This is a genomic window from Aeromicrobium phoceense, from assembly GCF_013868155.1.
Lineage (GTDB): Bacteria > Actinomycetota > Actinomycetes > Propionibacteriales > Nocardioidaceae > Aeromicrobium > Aeromicrobium phoceense.
On record NZ_JACEOG010000001.1, the window covers coordinates 772,993 to 795,770 of the forward strand.

General features: G+C 71.2%; 22 protein-coding genes. 12 read left to right on the top strand and 10 right to left on the bottom strand.

Annotated features, from left to right (window positions below; genetic code table 11):
- Positions 1-4 precede the first annotated feature (4 nt).
- Positions 5-838, bottom strand: coding sequence for an alpha/beta fold hydrolase (locus tag H1W00_RS03730; RefSeq protein WP_181753714.1), 834 nt, complete (start codon positions 836-838; stop codon positions 5-7).
- 169 nt (positions 839-1,007) lie between these two features.
- On the opposite strand from H1W00_RS03730, the gene H1W00_RS03735 reads away from it, so the two are divergent.
- Genes H1W00_RS03735 through H1W00_RS03745 form a run of 3 tightly spaced genes read left to right on the top strand, consistent with a single transcriptional unit; the run spans position 1,008 to position 3,719 of the window.
- Positions 1,008-2,171, top strand: coding sequence for a CoA transferase (locus tag H1W00_RS03735; protein ID WP_181753715.1), 1,164 nt, complete (start codon positions 1,008-1,010; stop codon positions 2,169-2,171).
- Entirely contained in the window at positions 2,171-3,313 is a 1,143-nt protein-coding gene (locus H1W00_RS03740; RefSeq protein ID WP_181753717.1) for an acyl-CoA dehydrogenase family protein, read from the top strand. Before H1W00_RS03735 ends, H1W00_RS03740 begins: the two co-directional genes overlap by 1 nt.
- Positions 3,314-3,353: 40 nt before the next feature.
- Positions 3,354-3,719, top strand: coding sequence for a VOC family protein (locus H1W00_RS03745; protein WP_181753719.1), 366 nt, complete (start codon positions 3,354-3,356; stop codon positions 3,717-3,719).
- A 27-nt stretch (positions 3,720-3,746) separates the two neighbouring features.
- On the opposite strand, the gene H1W00_RS03750 is transcribed toward H1W00_RS03745, so the two are convergent.
- Entirely contained in the window at positions 3,747-4,136 is a 390-nt protein-coding gene (locus tag H1W00_RS03750) for a TA system VapC family ribonuclease toxin (RefSeq protein WP_181753726.1), read from the bottom strand.
- Positions 4,133-4,363, bottom strand: a complete 231-nt coding sequence (locus H1W00_RS03755) for a hypothetical protein (protein ID WP_181753728.1) — start codon at positions 4,361-4,363, stop codon at positions 4,133-4,135. Before H1W00_RS03755 ends, H1W00_RS03750 begins: the two co-directional genes overlap by 4 nt.
- 81 nt (positions 4,364-4,444) lie before the next feature.
- Here H1W00_RS03755 and H1W00_RS03760 point away from each other — a divergent pair, with 81 nt between their 5' ends.
- The 3 genes from H1W00_RS03760 to H1W00_RS03770 all read left to right on the top strand — a co-directional run bounded on the left by H1W00_RS03760 (position 4,445) and on the right by H1W00_RS03770 (position 7,325).
- Positions 4,445-5,434 (top strand): alpha/beta hydrolase fold domain-containing protein, encoded by a 990-nt coding sequence (locus tag H1W00_RS03760; RefSeq protein ID WP_181753730.1) that lies wholly within the window; start codon positions 4,445-4,447, stop codon positions 5,432-5,434.
- A gap of 90 nt (positions 5,435-5,524) precedes the next feature.
- Positions 5,525-6,088 carry a hypothetical protein gene (locus tag H1W00_RS03765; RefSeq protein ID WP_181753732.1) on the top strand — a complete coding sequence of 188 codons (564 nt, stop codon included), beginning with the start codon at positions 5,525-5,527 and terminating at the stop codon, positions 6,086-6,088.
- Between the two features lie 49 nt (positions 6,089-6,137).
- The gene (locus tag H1W00_RS03770) at positions 6,138-7,325 is read left to right on the top strand and encodes a lipopolysaccharide biosynthesis protein (protein WP_181753734.1); all 1,188 of its coding nucleotides are present in this window, start codon (positions 6,138-6,140) and stop codon (positions 7,323-7,325) included.
- 4 nt (positions 7,326-7,329) lie between these two features.
- Here the strand turns inward: H1W00_RS03770 and H1W00_RS03775 are convergent, their stop codons facing one another.
- The 5 genes from H1W00_RS03775 to H1W00_RS03795 form a co-directional block, all read right to left on the bottom strand.
- Positions 7,330-8,406, bottom strand: a complete 1,077-nt coding sequence (locus tag H1W00_RS03775) for a glycosyltransferase (RefSeq protein ID WP_181753736.1) — start codon at positions 8,404-8,406, stop codon at positions 7,330-7,332.
- Entirely contained in the window at positions 8,396-9,763 is a 1,368-nt protein-coding gene (locus tag H1W00_RS03780) for an O-antigen ligase family protein (protein WP_181753738.1), read from the bottom strand. Before H1W00_RS03780 ends, H1W00_RS03775 begins: the two co-directional genes overlap by 11 nt.
- Positions 9,764-9,773: 10 nt before the next feature.
- On the bottom strand, positions 9,774-10,610 hold the full coding sequence (locus tag H1W00_RS03785) for a LicD family protein (RefSeq protein ID WP_181753741.1): 837 nt from the start codon (positions 10,608-10,610) through the stop codon (positions 9,774-9,776).
- The gene (locus H1W00_RS03790; protein ID WP_181753743.1) at positions 10,607-11,581 is read right to left on the bottom strand and encodes a polysaccharide pyruvyl transferase family protein; all 975 of its coding nucleotides are present in this window, start codon (positions 11,579-11,581) and stop codon (positions 10,607-10,609) included. Before H1W00_RS03790 ends, H1W00_RS03785 begins: the two co-directional genes overlap by 4 nt.
- Before the next feature lie 113 nt (positions 11,582-11,694).
- Complete coding sequence (locus H1W00_RS03795) at positions 11,695-12,408, bottom strand: MerR family transcriptional regulator (RefSeq protein WP_231949004.1); 714 nt, start codon at positions 12,406-12,408, stop codon at positions 11,695-11,697.
- A gap of 49 nt (positions 12,409-12,457) precedes the next feature.
- On the opposite strand from H1W00_RS03795, the gene H1W00_RS03800 reads away from it, so the two are divergent.
- The 3 genes from H1W00_RS03800 (at position 12,458) to H1W00_RS03810 (ending at position 16,531) form a co-directional block, all read left to right on the top strand.
- Positions 12,458-12,973, top strand: coding sequence for a VanZ family protein (locus H1W00_RS03800; protein WP_181753745.1), 516 nt, complete (start codon positions 12,458-12,460; stop codon positions 12,971-12,973).
- 118 nt (positions 12,974-13,091) lie between these two features.
- Entirely contained in the window at positions 13,092-14,306 is a 1,215-nt protein-coding gene (locus tag H1W00_RS03805) for an acetyl-CoA C-acetyltransferase (protein ID WP_078699717.1), read from the top strand.
- Positions 14,307-14,338: 32 nt separating this feature from the next.
- A complete protein-coding gene (locus tag H1W00_RS03810) occupies positions 14,339-16,531 on the top strand; it encodes a 3-hydroxyacyl-CoA dehydrogenase NAD-binding domain-containing protein (RefSeq protein ID WP_181753747.1) in 2,193 nt (730 codons plus the stop codon).
- A 60-nt stretch (positions 16,532-16,591) separates the two neighbouring features.
- Here the strand turns inward: H1W00_RS03810 and H1W00_RS03815 are convergent, their stop codons facing one another.
- Positions 16,592-18,109: an exopolysaccharide biosynthesis polyprenyl glycosylphosphotransferase gene (locus H1W00_RS03815; RefSeq protein ID WP_181753749.1), complete on the bottom strand. Its 1,518-nt coding sequence runs from the start codon at positions 18,107-18,109 to the stop codon at positions 16,592-16,594.
- A gap of 162 nt (positions 18,110-18,271) precedes the next feature.
- Between H1W00_RS03815 and H1W00_RS03820 the strand changes: the two genes are divergently transcribed.
- Both H1W00_RS03820 and H1W00_RS03825 read left to right on the top strand, forming a co-directional pair.
- Positions 18,272-18,865 carry an LPXTG cell wall anchor domain-containing protein gene (locus H1W00_RS03820; protein ID WP_181753751.1) on the top strand — a complete coding sequence of 198 codons (594 nt, stop codon included), beginning with the start codon at positions 18,272-18,274 and terminating at the stop codon, positions 18,863-18,865.
- 55 nt (positions 18,866-18,920) lie between these two features.
- Complete coding sequence (locus H1W00_RS03825) at positions 18,921-20,696, top strand: DUF4012 domain-containing protein (protein WP_181753753.1); 1,776 nt, start codon at positions 18,921-18,923, stop codon at positions 20,694-20,696.
- Here the strand turns inward: H1W00_RS03825 and H1W00_RS03830 are convergent.
- Positions 20,693-21,220: an arsenate reductase/protein-tyrosine-phosphatase family protein gene (locus tag H1W00_RS03830; protein WP_181753755.1), complete on the bottom strand. Its 528-nt coding sequence runs from the start codon at positions 21,218-21,220 to the stop codon at positions 20,693-20,695. The genes H1W00_RS03825 and H1W00_RS03830 overlap by 4 nt on opposite strands.
- Before the next feature lie 77 nt (positions 21,221-21,297).
- Here H1W00_RS03830 and H1W00_RS03835 point away from each other — a divergent pair, with 77 nt between their 5' ends.
- Positions 21,298-22,734 (top strand): tyrosine-protein kinase domain-containing protein, encoded by a 1,437-nt coding sequence (locus H1W00_RS03835; protein WP_181753757.1) that lies wholly within the window; start codon positions 21,298-21,300, stop codon positions 22,732-22,734.
- Positions 22,735-22,778 lie beyond the last annotated feature (44 nt).

Sequence of the window (22,778 nt, forward strand, 5' to 3'; positions counted from 1 at the left end):
GCGCTCAGGCGACGGAGGAGTCGTCCCGGGCCACGGTGGCGCGGGCGGTGGTGGCGCGGATCGCCGCGACGACCTGCTCGGGGGAGTCGCCCATGGGCACGTGGCCGCAGTCGGCGAGGGTCACGAACTCCACGCCGCGCATCCGCCTCGCGGCCAGCTTGGCCTGCGACTTGTGCAGGATGAGGTCCTTGTCGCCCCACGCGATCGTGATCGGCACCCTGGCCGAGCCGCGGAACGACTCGGGACTGGTGAAGCCCAGCGGGAAGCAGCGGATGAAGTAGCGCCAGAAGCCCTGGCCGTGCCTCATCGCGAGGGCGTCGCCGTAGACGCGCTCGGCGGTGTAGCGGTCAGGGTGGCTGTAGAGCGAGAAGCCGATGAGGCGACGGCCGATCGGCAGGCGCGAGACCGCCCGCAGGACCCGCTTCGGCAGGTACGAGCCCAACTTGAGCGGCAGGAGGGTGACGGTGGCCTGCAGGAGGCTCCACGGCCGGAAGTAGCCCGCGGGGGACAGGCAGGTGGCCGAGCGCACGTCGCCGCGCTGGGCGAGCGCGATCGAGAGCAGTCCGCCGAGCGAGTTCCCGACGACGTGGGGGCGGTCGACTCCCCAGGCCGTGAAGTTCTCCGCGATCGCGGCGGCCACGTTCTCGGCCGAGTAGCCCGTGCCGTGGGGCAGGGGCGGCGAGTCGCCGAGACCGGGAAGGTCGGCGGCGATGACGTCGTAGTGCCGTGCCAGCTCGTCGAGGACCGGCTCGTACGCGGCGCGGCGGTGCCCGATGCCGTGCAGCAGGACGAGCGGCTCGCCCTGGCCGCGTCGTGTGTAGGCCATCTCGCTCAGCATGGGAACTCCTCAGGCTCACCCACCGGACGCCCGCCCGATGTGACATTGACGATGTCGCATGCAGCATCGCACAGATTTCCCCGGGTGTGAACGGGACCACGCGGGCACGCCGCGCGAGGCCGTGGCACCGCGGTTGCCACTGTGACAGCGATGGTGTCAGAATCACGGCGTGACCCAGAGCACAGGACCCCTCGCCGGGGTGCGCGTCGTCGAGATCGTCGGGATCGGCCCGGGCCCGTTCGCGGCCATGCTGCTCGCCGATCTCGGTGCCGACGTCATCCGCATCGATCGACCGGGCGGCAACGCCCTGCAGGTCGCGCCGCCCGAGCGCGACGTCCTGGGCCGCAACCGGCCCAGCGTGGCCATCGACCTCAAGCACGAGCATGGCGTCGCGACGGTCCTCGACCTCGTCGAGCGTGCCGACATCCTGATCGAGGGATTCCGTCCCGGCGTGATGGAGCGCCTCGGGCTCGGACCCGACGTCGCCCTCGCGCGCAACCCGCGCCTCGTCTACGGCCGGATGACCGGCTGGGGCCAGAGCGGTCCGCTAGCCGACGCCGCGGGGCACGACATCAACTACATCGCGGTCGCCGGCGGGCTCGACCCGATCGGCCGTGCCGGCGGACCCCCGCAGGTCCCGCTGAACCTGCTGGGCGACTTCGCCGGAGGGTCAATGTACCTCGTCACGGGCGTGCTGGCCGCCCTCACCCACGCGCGCGGCACCGGGCAGGGCCAGGTCGTCGACGCGGCGATCACCGACGGCGTGGCGCACCTGCTGTCGATGACCATCAGCATGCAGCAGTCGGGCGCGTGGTCGCCGCGCCGCGGCACGAACCTGCTCGACACCGGCGCACCGTTCTACGACGTCTACGAGACCTCCGACGGGTATTGGATGAGCGTCGGCGGGCTCGAGCCGCAGTTCTGGTACGCCATGCAGGAGGTCTTCGCCTCCGTCGGCCTGGGCGACCTGCCCGACCGCAACGACCCGAAGAACTGGGCCGACCTGCGCGACACCCTGCGCACGTGGTTCCTCAGCCGCACCCAGGAGGAGTGGACCACCCTCTTCGCCGGCACCGACGCGTGCGTCGCACCCGTCATGCCGACGGAGGAGGCCTACGAGCACCCGCACAACGTCGCCCGCGGCACCTACGTCTCGGCGTTCGGCGTCACCCAGCCCGCTCCCGCTCCGCGCTTCTCGGCGACGGAGACCGGGATCCACCGCGCCCCGGAACGCCCGGGCGCCAGCACCCGCGAGGCGTTGACCGCGTGGGGCATCGAGGACGTGGACGACCTCATCGAGAGCAAGGTCGCCGTCCAGGACGAGGAGAACTGATGGAACGCACCCTGTTCGAGCCCGAGCACCAATCGTTCCGCGACACCGTGCGCGTCTTCCTCGAGAAGGAGGTCGTGCCCCACCACGACGAGTGGGAGCGCGAGGGCATCGTCCCGCGCGAGGTGTGGACGCGGGCCGGCGAGCTGGGCCTGCTCGGCTTCATGATGCCCGAGGAGTTCGGCGGCGGCGGCGTCTCGGACTTCCGCTACAACGCGGTGCTCCAGGAGGAGCTCACCCGCATCGGCGCCAGCGGTGTCGGCTTCGCGCTGCACACCGACCTGGTGTCGGGCTACCTGCTCAGCTACACGAACGACGAGCAGAAGCGACGCTGGTTCCCCAAGTTCGTCTCCGGCGAGATGATCACCGCGATCGCGATGACCGAGCCGGGCACCGGGTCCGACCTGCAGGGCATCAAGACCACGGCGGTCCGCGAGGGCGACCACTACGTCGTCAACGGCGCGAAGACCTTCATCACGAACGGCATCAACGCCGACTTCGTGATCGTCGCGTGCAAGACCGATCCCGACGCCGGCGCGATGGGCGTCTCGCTGATCGTGCTCGAGCGCGGCATGGAGGGGTTCGAGCGCGGCCGCAACCTCGACAAGCTGGGGCTCAAGGCGCAGGACACCGCCGAGCTGTTCTTCGACGACGTCCGCGTACCGGTGGAGAACCTGCTCGGCGAGGAGGGCCGCGGCTTCGTCTACCTCATGGAGAAGCTGCCGCAGGAGCGCCTGACGATCTCGGTGGTCGCCGCGGCCGCGTGCCGCGCCGCGATCGACATGACGCTGGAGTACGTGAAGTCGCGCCACGCGTTCGGCAAGCCGATCGGGTCGTTCCAGAACACGCGCTTCGTGCTGGCCGAGCTCGAGACCGAGCAGCGCATCGCGCAGGTGTTCGTCGACCGCAGCATCGAGGCCCTGAACGCGGGCTCCCTCTCGATCGACGACGCGGCCGCGGGCAAGTGGTGGACCACCGAGCTGCAGAAGAAGACCGTCGACGCGTGCCTGCAGCTGCACGGCGGCTACGGCTACATGAGCGAGTACCCGATCAGCCGGGCCTACCGGGACACCCGCATCCAGACGATCTACGGCGGCACCACCGAGATCATGAAGGAGATCGTCGGCCGGTCGCTGGGCATCTGACGCTGGGCATCTGACCCTCGGGGTTTCGTACGATGCCCGCATGGGGGTACGGAGCAGCTTCGCGATCCTCTCGACACGGGACCTCCCGCGACTCGAGTCGTTCTACCGTGACGCCTTCGGCGCCGAGCGCACCTACGCGTTCGAGGCCGGGGGCCGCGACGTGTACGTCGCCCTGAGCATCGGTGACTCCGCTCTCGGCCTCGGGCTCGACGAGGACCTGGCGGCCGAGCCCGTCGGCGCCGCGCTGTGGCTCTACGTGGACGACGTCGACGCGGCGTACCGGCGGGCGCTCGAGTTCGGCGCGACGAGCATCGCCGAGCCCGAGCTGATGCCGTGGGGCGAGCGGGTCGCGCAGGTGCGCGACCCCGGCGGCTTCGTGGTGCATCTGGGCGCCGCGGCGGACTGATCCCTGCGGGAGCCGCCGAGCGCTCGGTCAGGTCAGCAGATCGACACGCTCGGACGCCTCGGCGAGCGCTCGGTCGAACGTGACCAGACGGGCGCCCCGGCTGGTGGCGAGCCCGAGGAGGTAGGCATCGGTGACCTGTCGATGCCCGACGACATGATCCAGCGGCGTGTCGGCGTAGGACGTGGCGTCGGGCCAGAAGGCGCACCGGCCCGAGGCGTACAGCGCCGAGAGGACGGCCTGCGCGGTGGACGGGCTCTCGCCGAGGCGGACGAGGAAGCGCACCAGCGCGCCCTCGACGACGGGACAGAGCGCGAGCTCCACGCCGGACCCCGCCCAGGCGGCCGCGGCCCGGTGGTGCTCGTGCTCCGCGACGGTGAGCGCGATGAGGACGTTCGCGTCGAGCAGGTGTGCCGTCACTCGTCGTCCAGGGCGTCGGCGACCTCGGCCGACGTGATGGTTCGCCCGATGGAGATCACCGGGAGACCGCTGACGTGGTCGGTGCTGATCTCGACCGGCTCACCGAGGCAGGCCAGGCCGCGGGTCGTGAGCTCGGCGACGACCGCGGACAGCGACTGGTGGCGCGCTTCCGCGAGTTCCAGCGCACGGCGGTGCACCGCAGGAGGCAGGTCGACGGTGGTTCGCATGGACAGCATCATAGGTGCATCACCCGTGATGCACCAGCGAGATGCGCCCCGCTGGGGACTGATCCGCCCTAGGCTCGGCGCGTGCGCTTCCTTCGAGTCCTCGGTCGGTGGATGGGTCGTGCGGCATTCGGCCTGGCCGCCCTCCTCGGCGCGGTCCTGGTGTGGGCGAGGGTCAGCCCGCGGCCCGGGGTCGCACTGATCAACTGGCTCTTCTCGCTGACCGACACGGGCGAGGTCAAGGGCATGGAGGCCACCGGCGTCGTCGGACGCACCGGTCTGGCCTACGGCGATGGCCCCGACGAGGTCCTCGACGTCTGGTCGCCGGAGGGAGCCGCCGGGCCGTTGCCGGTCGTCGTGTGGGCGCACGGAGGGGCCTGGATCGGCGGCGGCCGGTCCCAGCCCGCGCCGTACCTGCGCCTGCTGGCCCAGCACGGCTACGTAGGGATCGGCATCGACTACTCGCTCGCTCCGGACCATCCGTACCCGCTGCCGGTGCGCCAGCTGGGGGCGGCGCTGACCTGGATCCGCGAGCATGCGGACGAGCTGGGCGTCGATCCCGAGCGCGTCGTGCTGGCCGGGGACTCCGCCGGGGCGCACATCGCGGCTCAGTACGCGGCTCTCGTCACCAGCGCGGACTACGCGGACCTGCTCGGCATCGAGCCGCCCCTCGAGGCGGACCATCTGGTGGGCACGATGCTGCACTGCGGTCCGTACGACCCGCCGACGGCGATGCACTCGACCGGCTTCGGCGGCTGGTTCGTGCGCACGGTGGGCTGGGCGTATCTCGGCACGAAGGACTTCACCGACCCGCGGGTGCGCGAGTCGTCCGTCGTCGACCACGCCACCGCCGCGTACCCGCCCACCCTGCTCAGCGGAGGCGACGAGGACCCGCTCACGGCGCAGGGTCGCGTCTTCGCGGCACGCCTCGCCGAGCTCGGGGTGGAGCACGAGACGCACTTCCATCCCGGCCTGAACCACGAGTTCCAGTTCGACCTCACGAGACCCGAGGCGCGGCGGGTCCTGACCGCGTCGGTCGACTTCCTCGCCCGCGTGACAGCACGGCACTCCTGAGACTCCTGGTGCGAGTCGCGTCATGGACCCGCTCCTGCCCGGTCTCATGGGGGACGGCGCACCTCGCGCCTGTCGGAGAAGGTGATCCGGATGCAGACCTGGTGGCACACCGCGACCCCCGACGTCCTCGTGGCGCCCGACGGCGACCTCGGGCCCCGATCGGTGCGCACGTCCCGGTTCGTCGACCGTGAGCGGGTGCAGCCGGGGGAGGGCGGACGGCGCCTGTGGGCCCGCCTCGCCGACGTGCTGGCCACCGTCGCCGACGTGCATCCGCTGAGCCTCTACGAGACGTCGGCCGACGACATCACGCTGATGCACGGCGCGACGATGCACTGGTACGCCACGGCCGGATCCGAGACGCTCGTCGAGACCGTCGACGCGCTCGGCTGGCGCCGGTTCGCGTTCGTCCCGCCGGCCCGCGCGGCCGCCACCCTGATCGGCTCGTTCGCGACCGGCAGCCCCGGCACCACCGGCCGGTGGCTGGCCTGCACGCTCGCCGACCGCCGCGGGAGCGTGGTGCTCTCCGACGGCATCGACCTCGTGCTGGGCGACCTGCCGCCCGGCTCCGGCCCGATCCGCGAGCCGATGAGCCTCGCCACCGAGGACATCAGCATGCTGCTGCTCGCCCGTCTGCGCGTCCCCGCTCTCACGTGAGGAACACCGGCCCCTAGGGTTCTACGGACGGACCCGGAAGGACCGGTGGATGAAGAAGTCGCTGCTGCTGCTGTCGGGGTACGCCGGCAAGTCCGCCACCACCCTCCTGATCCTGTGGGGGTTCGCGCGGCTGAGCGGCGCCGAGGGCGCGGGCCAGTTCGCCTACGCGATGGCAGTCTCGTTCCCCGTGTTCATCCTGGCCGAGCTCGGCCTGCGCAACGTCCTGCAGACCCTCCACGACACCCCGCCCTTCCGCGCCTACCTGTGGCTGCGGGCCGGCGGCGTCGCGCTCGCCGTCGCGTCGATCGGTCTGACGGCCGTGTGGGCCGACGCGTTCCCGCCAGCCGCCGTGCTGGTGCCGCTGCTGGGGATGCGGGCAGCCGACTCGCTGCTGGACATCTGCTACGGCTGCCTCCAGGCCGACGGACGGATCGGGGCGGTCGCGGGATGGATGTGGACCAACACGCTGCTCACCGTGGTGGCCGTGGCCGTCCCGATCGCTTACAACCTGGCGGCCGAGGCGTCCATCTGGGGCTCGTTCGGCGCCTCGCTCGTCGTCCTCGTGCCGGTGGCGGTGTGGTGCCTGCGGACGATCGACCCCACCCCCTGGCGCCCGAACCGTCGCGACACCCGGCGCGTCCTCGGCGCCGGCGCGAATCTCGGGGTGTCGCAGGGAGTCTCGTCGGCGATGACCTACCTGCCGACGGTCTACCTCGCGGCCTCGGCGTCCACCGCCGTCGTCGGCGTCTTCGCGGTGACGCAGTACGTCGTCACCTTCGGCAACCTGTTCCTCAGCTCGATCCAGCAGACCCAGCTGCGCAGCCTGCGCTCGGGGCTGGCGTCCGGGGGTCGTGAGCGCCTGAAATCGCTCAGCCTCGCGGTCGGTGCGCGACAGGTGGGCGTGGGCCTGGGCATCGCCGTGCTCGCGCTGGTGGCGTTCCCGCCTCTGCTGCCGCTGGTGTTCGGCGACGAGTTCACGGTCTCGCGATGGGAGTTCCTGCCCATCGCGCTCGCGGTAGTGGCGCTCAGCGGCGACTACGCGACGTCGGCACCGCAGCTGGTGCTGAACCGGTACCGGACCCGGGTCGGCGTCGCCGTCGCCGGCTTGGCGGCCGCGCTCGTGGTGGCGGGGCTGACCTACGAGGACGCGACGCTGACGACCGCCGGATACGTCGTACTGGCGGGCATCGCGGCCCGGGCCGCTACCGGTCTCGCGATGGTGCGCAAGCTGCTCTGAGCGGTCAGGACCAGAGCGCACGGTACTCGTCGGCCATCCGGGCGCGTCCGTACCGGTCCTCCGCCCGTCGCCGGGCCCGTCGCCCGAGGTCCGTGCGCCGCCCGGGCGACTCCAGAAGCGTGCGCAACGCGGCCGCGAGGTCGGCGATGAAGTCGTCCCGGTCGCGCATCGGCACCACGACCCCGGCGTCGCCGAGGGCGTCGACGCCCGCCGTGGAGCTGGCCACGATCGGCGCGCCGCAGGCCATCGCCTCCAGCAGCACGAGGGGAAGGCCCTCCCACCGTGAGGGAACGGCGACGACGTCGGCCTCCTGCAGGTGGCGCACCGGGTCGTCGGCGCCGACGAACTCGACGCGCTCCTCGATGCCGAGCTCGCGGCTGAGGGCCCGCAGCGAGTCGAGCTGCTCCGCCTCACCCGGTCCCACGAGCCGGACGGAGGGATCGAGGTCGTCGAGCGTCGCCATCGCGCGCAGCAGCAGGTCCTGGCCCTTCTGGCGGGCGAGCCGGCCCACGCACACGACCGTGCGGCCGTCGGCAGGGCGCGGGACGGCGGGCGGGCGGAATCGGTCGACGTCGACCGAGTTCTCGATGACGCGCAGCTCCGGTCGCGGTCCGAGCACGCGGCGGCCCTCGGCGAGCTCGTCGTTGCCCACGACGACCGTCACGTCCGAGCGGCGGGCGAGCAGGCGCTCGACGAGGCGGTAGGCGCTCGCGAGCCGGCCGCCGACGAGCCACGACCAGCCGTGCGGGACGAACACGAGGCGCGTGCCCCGCGGCCGCGCGGCACGGGCGAGGGCCCCGGTCTTGCTCGAGTGAGCGAACACGACGCCCGCGTCCTTCATGACGTCCCGGGTTCGGCGCAGCGCGGTCACGTCGGACGGGCCGGGCTGGCGTTGCAGGTCCAGGTGGACCCAGGCGGCACCCAGCGCCTGTGCCCGCTCGGCGAGGTACCCGTCCGCGGGGCAGCCCACCACCACGCGCCGGCCGTCGGCCACGGCGATCTCGACCAGCTGGAGGACGACCTCCGCGACGCCGCCGGTGGTGGGCTGGGCGAGGTGGACGATCGCGCCGTCAGTCGCCATCGGCCGAAGCCTTCGCGGGGACGGTGACGGCCGCGGCGACGGCGAAGGCGAAGAACGCCCACACGTAGCGCAGGTTCTGCAGGTTCAGCGTCAGCATCATCACGACGATCACGATGACGCCCAGGAGCAGGGCCGCCCGCTGCATCCGGGTGAGGTGGTCAGCGCGGCGGACGAGGCTGACGCACGTGAGGATGATCGTGACCAGCGCCAGCAGCCCGAGGAGGCCGCCCTCGGCGGCGAAGCTCAGGAACGTGTTGTGGACGACCTGGCCCTCGGTCCAGTTCCGGAAGGGCGTCAGTCCCGCCGAGTACTCGGGGTACTGGCCGATGCCCACGCCGATCAGCGGGTGATCCGTCCAGAGCTCCCAGCCGCGGCTCCACAGCCGCCAGCGCGGGTCGGTGTCGGCGTTCCCCGCGGAGCTCAGCAGGCGGTCCATGCCCGGCAGCAGCGATCGGGTGAGGATGTCCGGCACGAGCAGCAGCACGGCGAGCGCTGCCACACCACCCGCCATCAGCAGCGTCCCGATGCGGCTGGAGATCAGGGCCACGACCGCGAGGGCCAGCAGCACCGCGGCGGCGGCGAGCGCCCCCCGTGAGCCGGTGGCGAGCACGCCGCCGAGCAGCACCAGGAGCACGACCGGCCACGCGGTGAGGCGGTCGCGGGAGACGACGAAGAACGCCAGGGCCATCGACGTCAGCAGGTACCCGGCGTACAGGTTCGGGTCCTGGAACCAGCCCAGCGAGCGGGTCCCGTCGGAGGGAGCCAGGCCCACCAGGGACGCGGCTGCCTGGAGCGTCGCACACCAGACCCACAGCCGCGCGACCCGCAGGAGGCGCCGCTCGGACAGGGCCATGAACGCCACGAGCAGCGTCAGGAACCAGACGAGGACGACAACCAGCTTCATCGTGTCCAGTGCCGCGCCGCGGGGGTCGAACACCGGCAGGGTCAGGGCCGCCATCAGCGCGGAGAGCGTCATGACGAAGAGCAGGATCACCGAGAGTGCGGTGAACCGATGGACCACCGCGCGCTGGGCCGCGGCCAGGGAGCCGCGGACACCGCGGGTCCAGGTCAGCACCACCAGCACCGGCATCAGGAAGTCGGCGACCGAGACGTTGAGCAGGAAGCCGATCGGCGGGAAGAACATGAACGGCATCGTGAGGATGACCAGCTCGAGCGTCGTCAACCGCAGCAGCCGCACCGTGAACAGGCTGGCGAGGGCGGCCGCCAGGGCCAGTCCGAGCTGGGGGCGGGCCGCCACCAGCAGGCCCGCGCCGATCGCACCGGCGCCGCTTAGGACCAGGAGGGCGGTGGGGGTGCCGCCGGTCCGGGCGGGGCGGCTGCGTGGGGCTGTGGACATCATCGTGCGACTACCTCAGGACCCCTGCGGAGCGGAGCGGCTCCACGTAGTGCTCGCGGGCGAAGGCGAGCTCGGCCATGACCTGCGCGGGAGTCGGAGGGGATTGGAAGTCGCCGTAGACGTGGGTCAGGTAGTCGTCGACCGGCGCGGGTACGGGAAAGGCGTGCCCCTCGAGGTCGAGCGTCACGCGGCCGGCGAACCACGGTGCCGGGAAGTACTCGCGAGCACCGTACGAGCCCGACGAGTTGACCAGGGTCGCCCCGGAACCGCCGCGCCGCGCGGCCGCGACGAGCGCCCGGTGCGCCGCCGCGATCACGCCGAGGGGCACCACCGACAGCACCGCCTTGGCGGCCCTGGCGACCGCAGCCTTGCGCCGGTCGTAGTGGCGGCGCTCGGCCAGGTCCATGGCCTTGAGCATGTGCAGCTTCCCTGTGGTCCTCAGCAACGCGGTCAGCAGCCGCCGCAACCATGCGGCGTCGGGTGCGACCTCGAGCGGGAAGAGGTCGACCCGGATCAGGGTGTGGTGCACGCCGCGCAGCACGACGCGCGGGAAGAGGTACTCGTACCCCGGGTCGCCCGGCCGCTGCACGGCGAACGGCGTCCCGGTCAGTCCCGTCCGCAACGCCTCCAGCGCGCGCGGGCGATCGTCCGCGTGCAGGTACAGGTCGGCGTCGACGTCCCACGGGACGAAGCCGGCGTGCCGCCGGGCCCCGAGTGCCGTCCCGTACGCCAGGAAGTACCGGCACCCGGTGGGGGACAGCACTCGGTCGATCTCCACCAGTGCGGAGCGCAGGAGGTCGTGGATCTGCGCGACTCCGGGGTCCCGCTCGGGATCGGTGCCGCTCATGGGATCCGCTCGAGGAACGGGCAGGCGTCCAGCAGTGCGGCGTGGTCGAAGTCGATGGGCGCTCCGGAGAACTCCAGCGCGTCGAGCAGTCGGTCGGCCTCGAGCGGCTCGTCGCCGAGGGTGTAGGACTGGGCGTGGCGCAGCTTGTCCACCGAGGCCATGTAGTCGTAGAACTTGAACTCGCCGCCGGCCGGACGGCTGCCGCCCGCCCCGCCGTCGGAGTCCAGCCACGCGTTCGCGATGCCGTACGCGTCGGCCAGGATCAGGCCGTGCAGCGAGGACGAGAGGATCCGCTTGCACGAGATGAGGTCTCGCAGCGTCGAGGTCACGTCGCTGCTGCCGAGATCGATGATGCGCACGCCGTCGCCCGCCTGCGCCCTCGTCCAGCGACTCTCCGACCACCGGACGACGATGCCGACCTCGGCGTCCTTCTCCACCTCGGGCCAGTAGACGAGGGGGCTGAGCAGCGCAGGGTCGCCGTAGACGCGGGGGACGGGCAGGCCGATGTTGCGCAGGCGGCTGCGGGTGAGGGGGCCCCGCACGGCGCGGTAGCTCTTCGCGGCGGTGATCCCCCACTTGCCCTCCGAGCCGAAGGCGCCCGAGCCCCAGACGATGGAGTCCTTGCGGGCCTCGCCGACGATCGAGCCCACCGCGAGATACGCGGGCTGGCCGGGCCTCGCGTAGGTGACCGGACGGCCGGTGAGCAGGCCGACGAGCCACGGGGAGAGCAGGTCGCCGAAGTTGGCCGTGTGGGTCCACCAGACCAGGGGGACGTGCCCGTCGACGAGCAGGGCGTCGGAGGCGAGGCGGTACTGCGCTGCAAGCTCACGCAGCTCGGAGGGTCCGGCGTGGGGGACGCGGGCCTGCGGGTCGGTGCTCAGCGCGGTGCCGAGCTCGCGGACGGCGGCGACGCGGTCGCGGCGTGTGGGGTCGGTGTAGAGGTCCCAGCGCCGACGGAGCGCGTGGCGCACGGCGTCTGCCTTGGTGAACGACGCTGACATGGTCCCCCCGACCGAAGTATTGGCGTGGCGCCAGCATACGGCGAGTCACACCAGCCTCAGGAACCGCTCCAACCACACACGACTCAGCTACGGCGTCGCACCGTCTCGCGCTTCTGCTCGTCGACCGCCTGCTCGTACGCCGTCACCAGCGCCTGGATCGTCAGCGGCTTGAAGCGCTCGATCATCGACGTGATGATCTCCGGCGGCTGCCCTGAGGACGTGAGGTACGGCCACACCTGGGTGCGGAAGAGGGCGGTCAGCTCGTCGGCGAGCGCGGTGCCGTGGGCGAGGATCAGCTTGCGGGCCGCGTGGGCCGCGTCGATCGGCAGCTCGGCGTCGAGGAAGCCCATGCCCACCGCGAGGTGGGCGGGAGCGAGGCGGAAGACGTCCTCGTCCGGGGTCGGCTCGATGACTCCCAGGGCGATCAGCAGCTCGAGGTCCTCGTCGGAGAGCTCGCGCCCGGCGCGCTTCTCCAGCGCGGGTCGCTCCAGCGTCTCGGGCAGCTCGGGCATCCAGGGCGCGAGGAGGGTGCGGTGCAGGGCCACCTGGTCGGGGCCAGCGTCGGCCGGGATCTTCTCGAGGTATCCCTCGATCGCCTGCAGCGTGAAGCCGTGGGCCTGCAGCTCCCGCACGAGCTCGAGCCGGACGATGTGGTCGGCACCGTAGTAGCCGTTGCGCCCCTCGCGGCGCGGCGGCGGGATCAGGCCGCGGCCGGCGTAGAACCGCACGGTGCGCACGGACATGCCGACCCGCTCGGCCAGCTGCTCGATGCCGATCGACTCGGGGGCGTCGTTCACGCTGTCGAGACTAGCCCGATCCGCCCTCGCCCTGCCCTACGCTCGGCCAATGCAGCAGCCACGGCCCCGGGTGCCCCGCGCCGTGATCGCGCTGGCCGTGCTCTACGTCGTGCTGGCGGCCGCGATCGCCCTGTGGCCCCGGCACGTGGACTCCGGACTCGGCGTGGAGACCTGGCCGCTCACCACGGCGATCGCCGACGTCCTCTCCGTGCCGGCGTCCCGTGTGGTCGAAGGGGCCGAGGTCCTGGCCAACACGCTGTTCTTCGTCCCCGTCGGTGCGGTGGTGGCGGTGGCGCTGCCGAGGGCCTCGGTGCTGGTCGCCGTCTCCGCCGGCCTCGTGATCGCCGTCGCGATCGAGCTGGCGCAGGGGCTCGGTCCCCTCGACCGCACGGCATCGCTGCTCGACGTGGTCGCCGACGTGGCGGGCGCGGTGCTCGGCTTCGGGGCGGTGCGGGCCGCCTCCAGCGGCTCGCCGGTGGCCCGTGCGGCCTTCGCGATGCTCGCCGCGGTCGTGCTCGTCGTGCTCGGTGTGCTGCTGGCCGGCCTGGTGATCCCCGGCTCCTGAGCCGGTCCGCAGGCGTGGATCCTGCTTCGATCCGGTGGAATACTGGGGGTATGTGGCGACTCTGACAGTAATGGTGTCAGAATCATCGCCAACGCTTCCATCCGTTGTGAGGACATCCATGACCGAGGCATTCATCTACGACGCCATCCGTACCCCCCGCGGGCGCGGCAAGAAGAACGGGTCGCTCCACGAGGTCAAGCCGATCTCGCTGGTCACCGGCCTGCTCGACGAGATCAAGGTGCGCAACCCCGACCTCGACCCGAACCAGGTCGACGACGTCGTCCTCGGCGTCGTGTCGCCCGTGGGCGACCAGGGCGCTGACATCGCCCGCACCGCCGTGCTCGCCGCCGGCTTCGGCCAGCAGGTCGCCGGAGTGCAGCTCAACCGCTTCTGCGCCTCGGGCCTGGAGTCGGTCAACCAGGCCGCCTCGCGCGTGAAGTCCGGCTGGGAGGACCTGATCATCGCCGGCGGCGTCGAGTCCATGAGCCGCGTGCCCATGGGTTCGGACGGCGGCGCCTGGGCGATGGACCCCAAGACCTCGCTCGACACCGGCTTCGCGCCCCAGGGCATCGGCGCCGACCTGATCGCCACGATCGAGGGCTACAGCCGTGAGGACGTCGACACGTTCGCCGCCGAGTCGCAGGCCCGCGCGGCCAAGGCGATCGCCAACGGCTACTTCGACAAGTCGATCGTGCCGGTCAAGGACCTCAGCGGCCTGACGATCCTCGACCACGACGAGTTCGTGCGCGAGGGCACCACGGTCGAGTCCCTGTCGGGCCTCAAGCCGTCGTTCGCCGACATCGGCGACCTCGGTGGATTCGACGCCGTCGCGCTCCAGCGCTACGTCGACGTGGACAAGATCAACCACGTCCACCACGCCGGCAACAGCTCGGGCATCGTCGACGGCGCCTCCCTGGTGCTGATCGGCAACGAGAACGCCGGTGCCCGCCACGGCCTGACGCCGCGCGCCCGCATCGTCTCGACCGCCGTCATCGGCTCCGAGCCCACGATCATGCTGACGGGCCCCGGCCCCGCGTGCCGCAAGGCGCTGGACAAGGCCGGCCTGTCGATCGAGGACATCGACCTGCTCGAAATCAACGAGGCCTTCGCCGCCGTCGCGCTCAAGCTCATGCGCGACCTCGACGACTTCCCGCACGACCGCACCAACGTCAACGGCGGCTCGATCGCGATGGGCCACCCGCTGGGTGCGACCGGCGCGATGATCCTGGGCACGCTCGTCGACGAGCTGGAGCGTCGCGAGAAGCGCTACGGCCTGGCCACGCTGTGCATCGGCGGCGGCATGGGCATCGCCACCATCGTCGAGCGCATCTGATCCGTCCGACCCCACACTTCGAAGGAATACGTATGACTGCAACCGACGCGGTGCGCTACGAGGTCGAGAACGGCATCGTCACCCTGACGATCGACGACCCCAACCAGAGCGCCAACACGATGAACGAGACCTACCGCGCCTCCATGGAGGCGGCGGTGAACCGTCTCGCCGACGAGATCGCCCGCGACGGCGACGCCATCAAGGGCGTCGTCATCGCCAGCGCGAAGAAGACCTTCTTCGCCGGCGGCGACCTCAAGCTGATGACCCAGGCCACCCCGGCCGACGCGCAGACGCTGTTCGACAACGTCGAGTCGATCAAGGCCACGCTGCGCAGGCTCGAGACGATCGGCAAGCCCGTCGTCGCGGCGATCAACGGCGCCGCCCTCGGTGGCGGCCTCGAGATCGCGCTGGCGTGCCACCACCGCATCGCGGCGGAGGGTCGCTACGAGATCGGCCTGCCCGAGGTCACCCTCGGCCTGCTGCCCGGTGGCGGCGGCGTCACCCGCACCACCCGCATGTTCGGCATCCAGGACGCGCTGATGAACGTCCTGCTGCAGGGCCAGCGCAACAAGCCCGAGAAGGCGCTCAAGATCGGCCTGATCGACGAGATCGTCCCGGCCGACGAGCTGCTGTCCTCGGCGCGTGCCTGGGTCGAGGCCAACGCCGGCAACGAGGAAGCGGCCACCCAGCCGTGGGACCGTCCGGGTCACAAGATCCCCGGCGGCACCCCGAGCAACCCCAAGCTCGCGGCCTTCCTGCCCAGCTTCCCGGCCAACCTCAAGAAGCAGCTCAAGGGTGCGCCGTACATCGCGCCGCGCCACATCATGAGCGCCGTCGTGGAAGGTGCTCAGGTCGACTTCGACACCGCCAGCCGGATCGAGTCGCGCTACCTGGTCAACCTGCTGATCGGCCAGCAGTTCAAGAACATGACGCAGGCGTTCTTCTTCGACCTCGGCGCGATCAACGCCGGTGGGTCGCGTCCGGTGGGCATCGCCGAGCGCAAGGCCGAGAAGCTGGCCATCCTCGGCGCCGGCATGATGGGCGCGGGCATTGCCTACGAGGCGGCTCGCGCGGGCATCGAGGTCGTCCTCAAGGACGTCAGCGTCGAGGCCGCCGAGAAGGGCAAGAGCTACTCCGACAACCTGCTGTCCAAGCAGGTCGAGCGGGGTCGCCTCACGGCTGAGAAGAAGGACCAGATCCTGGCCCGCATCCAGCCCACGGCCGACTACGCCGACCTCGCCGGCTGCGACTTCGTGGTCGAGGCCGTCTTCGAGTCGGTCGAGCTCAAGCACAGCGTCTTCGCCGAGCTCGAGCCGATCGTCAACGGCGACGCGCTGCTGGGCTCGAACACGTCGACGCTGCCGATCACCACCCTGGCCGAGGGCGTCCAGCGTCCCGAGGACTTCATCGGCATCCACTTCTTCAGCCCGGTCGACAAGATGCAGCTCGTCGAGATCATCGTGGGCGAGAAGACCTCCGACGAGGCCCTGGCCCGCGCGATCGACTTCACGAAGCAGATCCGCAAGATCCCGATCGTCGTCAACGACAGCCGCGGCTTCTTCACCTCGCGCGTGTTCGGCACGCTCGTGATGGAGGGCGTCGAGATGCTCGCCGAGGGCGTCGACCCCGTCACGATCGAGCGCGCCGCGCAGCTGGCCGGCTTCCCGGGCCAGCCGCTGGCGATGTCCGACGAGGTCTCGCTGACGCTGCAGCAGAAGATCGAGGGCGAGGCCCGCAAGGCCGCCGCCGCCGAGGGCAAGGAGCTGCCCGTCACGCCCGCGTCCGAGGTCGTCAACAAGCTGGTCGAGCTCGGTCGCCCGGGCAAGGCCGCCGGTGCCGGCTTCTACGAGTACCCGGAGGGCGGCAAGAAGTTCCTGTGGCCCGAGCTGTGGAACCTGTTCGTCAAGGACGACGTCGACGTGCCGCTCGAGGACATCAAGGAGCGCCTGACGTTCATCATGGCGATCGAGACGGTCCGCTGCTTCGAGGAGGGCGTCATCCGCCAGGTGGCCGACGCCAACATCGGCTCCATCTTCGGCATCGGCTTCCCGCCGGTCCACGGTGGCGCGCTTCAGTACGTGAACGGCTACGAGTCCGTCACGGGCGAGATCGGCGTCAAGGCGTTCGCCGAGCGCGCGCAGGAGCTGGCCGAGAAGTACGGCGAGCGGTTCACCCCGCCCGCGCTGCTGCTCGAGAAGGCCGAGAAGGGCGAGAAGTTCGCCTGATCGCACTCCGCACGACACGAAGCCCCGGTCCACCTGGACCGGGGCTTCGTCGTGGACGGGTCAGACCGCGCCGTCCTTGGCCACGACGGCCTTGACGGTGCGGACGAGGATCTGCAGGTCGCCCACGAGGGTCCAGTTCTCGACGTAGTGCATGTCCAGCGCGATCGCCTCCTCCCACGAGAGGTTCGAGCGGCCCGAGACCTGCCACAGGCCCGTCATGCCGGGGCGCACCCGCAGCCGTCGACGCGCCGTCCGGTCGTAGAGCGCGACCTCGCCCCCGCGCTGGGGTCGCGGTCCTACCAGGCTCATGTCCCCGCGCAGCACGTTCAGCAGCTGGGGCAGCTCGTCGATCGAGTACCGCCGGATGAACTGTCCGACGCGCGTGATGCGGGGGTCGTTCTCCACCTTGAAGAGCGGCTGTCCGGCGGTGCCCTGCGCCTCGAGCAGCCGCGCGAGCTCGGCGTCGGCGCCGACGCGCATGGACCGGAACTTGATCATGTCGAACGGCTCGCCGTCGCGCCCGATCCGCTCCTGGCGGTAGAACACCGGACCGGGGCTGGAGAGCTTGACTGCCAGGGCGGTGGCGATCAGTATCGGCGAGCTCATCACGAGGAGCACGAGCGCGCCGCACCAGTCGAAGACCAGCTTCGGCCAGTTGCCAGCCTCGGCGTACGTCGGTTCCTTCACGGCCACGAACGGCATGCCGGCCACCTCGCGCATCCCGATGCGCGAGCCCGCGACCGCGACGAGGTTCGGCGACAGCAGCATCTCGATGCCGGCCGACTCCAGCTCCCACGTGAGGTCGCGCAGGCCGTGGTGGCCGAGCTCGTCGGTGGCCGAGACGATCACCGCGTCGGCACCGGTCATCCTCACCGCGGACAGCAGCGAGCGGGCCTGGCCCATGATCGGGATGAACTGCTCTCCCACGCGCAACCACTGGCTCTCGGTGGCGTGGACCGGACGCCACACGCCGGTCACCCGCAGTCCCTGCGTGGGGTGACTCCTGAACCAGCAGGCGATCTCGCGTGCATTGTCGGGCTGGCCGACGACGAGGACGTTCTCCACGAAGCGGCCCTTCAGCAGCTGCTGCCGCCGCCACCGCCGCCAGGTGCGACGGGTGAACAGCAGCGCGGTCAGGCCCACGGGGAACGCGATGGCGAGGTAGCCGCGGGAGAGGTTGAACTCCAGCAGCACCGTGACGATCGCGATCACGCCGAAGACCGTCACCGTGACGTGCACGATCCGCTGGTACTCCGCGGCCGAGCCCAGGACGTGGCGACGGCGCGTGCCACCGAGGCGCAGCGCGACCCACCAGACGAGGGTCAGCAGCACGCCGAACTTGGTGTAGCCGATCCCGAACTGCGCGTCGATGGTGTCGGCGTCGCGGCCGAGCCAGACGTACTCCGACGAGATGATGACGACCAGCAGGACGAGCAGGTCGCTGATCGCGACGCGGCGCTCGTACTGTCGGCGGGTGGCGTGGAGCCCCTCGGGATGCAGCAGTCGGCGCCAGGAGAATCGCTCCGACGCGAGCCGAGAATCCCGGTTCGCGCGGCCTCCGGACGCCACTCCAGTCACATCGGGAGCGTTTGCAGACATGTGGTTGAACGACCCCCTCGTTCGGACCCGACACTGCTCCAGCGCGTGAACGCTCGAGAATTTATTCGACAGACCTGTAAGTAAACACTTACATTGTAGTCGCGTCACTACCTGGCTGACCGTTTCGAGGGGGAAACACTCATGAGCGTCACGTTGCTACGACCCATTTCCTACCTGCTCGGCCTCGGAGCGCTGCTGCTCCTGGCCCTCGCAGGTCCCGCCTCCTCGGAGGGCTACGGCGATCCCGTGATCGTGCCGGACGCCGGCGACGGAACCGTCGAGGTCGTTCCCGGCGAGGACTTCACGGTCTCGTTCTCGTCCAACGTCGAGTGCTCCTGGTCGGCCCGCTTCAACGGCGACTCGGCCCCCGGCGCGATCGGCTTCGACTACTCGGCCACCTTCACCGCGCCCACCGAGCCGGGTACGTACACCGGCCGCGTGGTGTGCCGCTTCTCGACCCAGGGCCCGTTCCGCCCGATCGCGTACAGCGAGGACGCCACGCAGGCGGCGGGCCGTGACCAGACCACGACGCAGACCTTCACGGTCGTCGTGGCCGGGGACGCCGGCGACGCCGACGACAGTGACGATGCCGCGGGCGAGACGGCCGCCAACGCCGACAACGGCGCCCTGGCCGACACGGGTGGCTCCAACTGGGAGCTCCTCGCCGTGGGTGCGGGCCTCGTCGTGATCGGCGGCGGTGTCGCCGTCGCGGCCCGACGCCGCAAGACCTCCTGACCGGACGGAGGACGCGGGCGGACCTCAGGGTCCGCCGCGTCACCGGGGGGCTCCCATGGTGAACCGCAAGTCCGCGGCGATCTGGCTCGGCGCTGGCTTCGGCTTGGCGGTGGTCGGATTCGCGGTCGTTCCGCTGGCCCTCGAGGCCAGGACCGTCGCCTCCAGCCTGCTGCGGGCCCAGGACCGGGCCGTCGCGCTCCAGGACCAGATGGCGTCCGGCGACGCGGAGGCCGCCTCGGCGACCCTGCGCCGGCTGCAGGCCGACACCTCCGAAGCGCACCGGATCAGCAGCGGTGGACTCTGGGACACCGCGGCGAAGGTTCCGTGGCTGGGCCGCAACGTGGAGGCCGTGCAGGTCACGTCCGCCTCGATCGACGACATCGCCGCGCGCGGCCTGCCGCCGCTCGTCGAGGCGGGATCGACGCTGTCCGTGGCGAGCTTCAAGCCGAAGGACGGACAGGTCGACGTCGCGGCCCTCGCGGCCCTCGCTCCGGCCGTCACCTCCGCGAGCGAGGTGCTGGCGACGAACGCCGAGAGCATCGGCGCGATCGATGCCGAGGGACTGCTCGGTCCGCTCGTGCGACCGGTGCTCGACCTGCAGCGTCAGGTGGAGGATGCCGATCGCGCGGCCGATGCGGCCGGCCGGGTGATGCGACTGGCCCCCGGCGCGCTGGGCGCCGGCGGCGAGCAGCACCACCTGCTGGTGTTCCAGACCAACGCGGAGATCCGGTCCACCGGCGGCCTCGCCGGCGTCTTCGTCCTGCTCAGCACGAACGACGGGAAGATCACGCTCAGCGACCAGGCCGCCTCGGGCGAGCTCAACCTCGCCGCCGACGGCACCCGGCAGCCCGACGCGAAGCTCACGGACGACGAGAGGGCCGCGTTCGGCACGATCATGGGGCACGACGTGCGCTCCACGAACATCAGCCCGGACTTCCCCCGTGTCGCGCGCCTGTGGGCGGACCGCGCCGAGGCCGCGTTCGGGAAGGACGTAGACGGGGTGATCAGCCTCGACGCCGTGGCGATGTCCTACGTCCTGCGCGGCGTGGGCCCGGTGAAGGTGGATGGGGGTGAGCGCCTCACCGCCGACAACGCGATCCAGCGCCTGCTCCACGGCGTCTACGTCGACCACGACGATCCGGCGGACCAGGACGACTACTTCGAGGCGGCCACGGGTCGGACGTTCGAGGCCGTCATGAACGGCCGCGGCGACTGGACGAGGATCGTCTCGGCGCTGTCCGACGCCGCCTCCGAGCGTCGCCTCCAGGTCTGGTTCCGCGACCCAGGGCACGAGGAGGTCATCGCGGAGACGGCGGTGGCCGGCCGCGTCGAGCAGGGCGGGACGACCCCGCACATCGGCCTGTACATCACCGACGCGGCGCAGTCGAAGATGCAGTACTTCCTGCGGTACGACACCCGAGCCAAGGCCACCACGTGCTCGGTGGACCGTGGCCAGGTGGTCTCGGTGACCACGTCGTTCCGCAACCAGTTCAGTGGTGACCCCGAGCAGATGCCCTGGTACGTCACGGGCCGGGGGACTCGCACCGCGAAGGGCAACCAGCTGCTGACGTATCGGCTGCTGGCGCCCGAGGGCGGCAAGGTCGTGGGCTTCACGATCGACGGAACCGAGCAGCCGCTGGCCTCCAGCGAGGTGAGCTACCGCGGGCGTCCCGTCCAGTACGGCACGCTCAAGGTCGCGCCCGGGGACGAGATCTCGGTGACGTGGCGCGTCGAGACCGCGCCCGGCGCCGACGGGGACCTGCGCTACTTCGAGACGCCCGGCATCGACACCTCGGGCAACGACGTGAGGGTGCCGAGCGCATGTCGCTAGGAGTCGACGCGCCCGAGCGCTGCCACGATCGTCGTCACCGCCGACTCGATACGGGCCGCGACCTCGGCGTGCACCTGGACGGAGCGGCCGATCGGGTCGACGAGGTCCACGTCGGACGGTCCGGTCGAACGAGCGGCGGCCGCCTGCGCGACGAGCGCCGCGAAGCCGTCGGCCTCGATGCCCTCGACGAGCCCGGCGAACTCGAGCGCGGTGAACGTGCGGCGCAGGGCGCGCGGGTCGAGGTCGAGCACGTCCGACCGGTGCGCGCGCGTGGCGGTGAGCACGAGATCGGCCTCGGCCACCAGGTCGCTCGTCAGCTGGCGCGCCGCGTGGGCGGGCACCTGGAGTCCCCGAACGCGGAGCTGCTCGGCCGAGTCGGGATCGATCGGGTGGCCCGCGGGTGCGCGGACGCCGGCACTGCCGACCGCATGGCGAGCCCCGTCCAGCCGCTGGACGAGCATCGCCTCGATCACCGGCGAACGGCACACGTTCGCCGTGCACACGACCAGGATCCGGTGGCTCACCCACCGGAGCCTACTGCCGCCCGCATCGGTCGACCCCGGTCGCTCACCGCTGCGCCTGCCCCCATCTGGAGGTCCCCATGGAGTTGACGGACTACCTGCGCATCGCGCGCGAACGGTGGTTGCTGATCGTGCTCGTGAGCGTGCTGACCGTCGCGGCGGCCGGCGTCTACACGGTCTCGGTGACGCCGCAGTACCAGTCGACCGCACGCATGTTCGTCAAGACGCCGCAGAGCGCCGACGGTGGCGAGCTGCAGCAGGGCGGCCAGTTCAGCCAGCAGCGCGTGAAGTCGTACGCCACGCTCATCAAGGGCGAGGAGGTCGCCAGCCGGGTGGTCGAGAAGCTCGGTCTGGAGGAGACGCCCCAGGACCTCATGGAGCGCATCGACACCAGCATCGAGCTGGACACGGTGGTGCTCTCCGTCTCGGTCACCGACCCGTCGCCGGAGCGGGCGCAGGAGCTGACGCAGACCGTGGCCGAGGCCTTCGCCGGCTACGTCCGCGAGCTCGAGACGCCGGACGGCCAGCAGGAGGCGCCGGTCAAGGCCTCGATCGTCGACCGCGCCACGGTCTCGGGTTCGCCGGTGTCACCCCAGCCGGCGCGCAACCTGGGCATCGCGCTGCTGCTGGGGCTGCTGCTCGGCTACGGCCTCGCGGTCCTGCGTGAGCTCATGGACAACCGGATCACCACGCAGGAGGACATCACGAAGGTCTCCGGCCGCGAGGTGCCCGTGCTCGGTGACATCCACTTCGACCGCGATGCCGTGAAGCAGCCGCTCGTGCGCGGGCGGTCCGGTCACGATCCGCGCGTGGAGGCGTTCCGCGTCCTGCGCACGAACCTGCAGTTCATCGACGCCGGGACGAGTCACAAGTGCTACGTCGTCACCAGCGCGGTGCCGTCGGAGGGCAAGTCCACGACCGCCGCGAATCTCGCCCAGGTGATCGCGGACAACGGCCAGCGGGTGCTGCTGGTGGAGGCGGACCTGCGCCGGCCGAAGCTCGCGGAGTACCTCCAGCTCGAGGGCAGTGTCGGCGTCACCACGATCCTGCTCGGCCGGGTCGGTCCCGAGGACGCCATCCAGAAGGTCAGCGGGACGCTCGACCTGCTGCCGTCCGGCCGGATCCCCCCGAATCCGGCGGAGCTGCTCGGGTCGGCCGAGATGCTGAAGCTGCTCGACCGGCTGCGGCAGGACTACGACGTCGTCCTCATCGACGCGCCGCCGCTGCTGCCGGTCACCGACGCCGCACCGCTGGCCGCCGCCACCGACGGCGCGATCATGGTGATCAAGCACGGCTCGACCACCACCGACCAGTACGCCTCGGCGCTGGACCGCCTCTCGAGCGTGGACGCGCGGCTGTGCGGCGCCGTCGTCACGATGTCCCCGAAGCCGAGGAAGCGCCGGAAGGGCTACGGGTACGGGTACGGGTACGGCTATGGGTACGGGTACGAGCCGGAGACCGCGCGCCGGGCCCGCAAGCGCTCGCTGTTCGGCGACCGTGGCGTCGCCACCGACTGATGTGACGTTGATGATGTCGAGGTCGTTTGACGTGCGGCCGGAGG